This window comes from Pelotomaculum sp. FP (assembly GCF_004369245.1).
Taxonomy (GTDB): domain Bacteria; phylum Bacillota; class Desulfotomaculia; order Desulfotomaculales; family Pelotomaculaceae; genus Pelotomaculum_C; species Pelotomaculum_C schinkii.
Map to the genome: position 1 here is coordinate 1 of NZ_QFGB01000127.1, position 1,873 is coordinate 1,873.

Annotated in this window: 2 protein-coding genes; both read right to left on the bottom strand. The window is 41.3% G+C overall.

What is annotated here, in order from left to right:
• Window positions 1-542, bottom strand: a 542-nt coding sequence (locus Psfp_RS20935) for an enoyl-CoA hydratase/isomerase family protein (protein WP_134220442.1), incomplete at its 3' end; no start/stop codon positions are given.
• Window positions 543-896: 354 nt separating this feature from the next.
• The gene (locus tag Psfp_RS20940) at window positions 897-1,619 is read right to left on the bottom strand and encodes a copper amine oxidase N-terminal domain-containing protein (RefSeq protein ID WP_243120842.1); all 723 of its coding nucleotides are present in this window, start codon (window positions 1,617-1,619) and stop codon (window positions 897-899) included.
• Window positions 1,620-1,873 lie beyond the last annotated feature (254 nt).

Genomic DNA, 1,873 nt, shown 5'->3' on the forward strand with positions numbered 1-1,873 from the left:
AGACCCATTGCCTGCGCTTGTTCAGCATCGTAAACCGGATCGAGAAAAATCATCTCGCTGGCCTTACCAAACCCCGCCAGCAAACCCACCCACAGGCTCCACCCCACATCAGGCGCCAAACCAAGGCTGGTATACGCCTGTTTAAACTTAGCCTGCCTGGATGCAATGCGCAAATCACAGGAAAGAGCCAGCGACATACCGGCTCCGCCAACCGCGCCGTTTATGGCTGCCAGCACCGGTTTGGGCATTTGTCGTATATCCATAACTATTCTGTGCAAAGGCTCCAACAAGCGGCGTACAGGCTCATCCGGATTACTCCCGGCAAACTCCTCAAAATACTTGATATCGCCCCCGGAGCAAAAAGCTTTTCCGCTTCCGGTCAGTACAACAGCCCTGATCTCCCGTTCATTACGGCACATTTCCAGCGCAGCCATCATTTCGCTGGAGATATTCGGAGTGAGAGCATTATAATTATCAGGCCGGTTTAAAGTAATTGTCGCAACAGGGCCTTTCCGAGCAAAAAGAATGTCCTCAAAAGGCATTTCGCCGCCCCCCTTATTTAATAATCTAATACAATATTAATTCGGGGCCAAGCAAAAAACAAGAAAATTCTTACAAATAACCATCCGGACGGGTATCTCTTAAGATCCTTTGTCTGTCAAGCATCATAGACGGTTAAGGTTTTTTGTATGCTAACAGAAGTTGATATCACATCTCGTCTTTCCATGTTTTTGTAATACAACAAAGACTCCTTGGTATACCAATTTCCCTCTCCCGCCAGACAAGCTGTTCATCAGTCAGGATTTACTCGAAGCGGAGGACCTGGGTAAGCTATTAACTCATTGGCAAAAGGTTTCTTTAAATCTTATATGGTTAGATATTTTATAGACCTTGTATTAAATTGTAAAATCTGACGTAACCTTCATGGCTTTCTGGGCGCCAGCTATACTTTCGTCATAACCCAAACCGAAGTTCTTGGTATAATAATTGTATTCATTATAGTAATAGATAAATAAAGTATCCAAGGTCTTTTTATAGCAAGCTATAGCATTGTCATAGTTAAGCAAAATTTCATTAGTATCGGCTATGTTAATTCCTGCTTTTTCAGCCTCATCAACCAACTGCTGATTTTCTTGACGTATAGATTCCACACTGGCGGCCGCTTTTTCATATTTGTCTTTTGCCTTAGCCTTAAACTCTTGCAAGGCACGATTTTTACTATGAGGGGAACTATATGAATAATTGAAACAAGCATACACGGCAAAGTCCAATTCCCTGGAAATATCAGCAAATTGCTCATATAGCTCGGCTAATTTGTAATAATGGCTAGCTATTTTAAGGTATAATTTAAGTTTAGCACGATCATTAACCTCATTATTATTAATCTCGCTAGTAGTATTCGTAATTTCAACTGAATTGGTATTATCATTCCATATAACCTGGGCGCCTAAAGCCTCCGATACCACCCTTATAGGGACCATAGTGCGCCCATCTATCGCTTGAGGCGGGACATCAGAAAAAACCTGCTCGCCATTAACAAATATTTTGATATTGTCCGAAGCCCCGGCTGCACAAGGTATACAAACAAGAAGTAATACTGAAAGTAAAACAAAAAACATTTTTTTCAAATCAATCTCCTCCCTTGTATCTGGTCAACCTGTTATTATTTGTCATAAGTAAAGATGTCTTGGTTGGTTCTACTGGTGACTATTCTAACAATATTCGTTGTTATCGTATATAGCTACATAGGGCTTGCTGAATAGGTTCTGATTTTAAAAACTGATTTTAGACAACCATATAAACAGTGCAATTTTGGCTCTCAAAAGCCTCCAAGATGGTGCATATAAAATGGTAAAAAAGAAGCCGGAGCCGG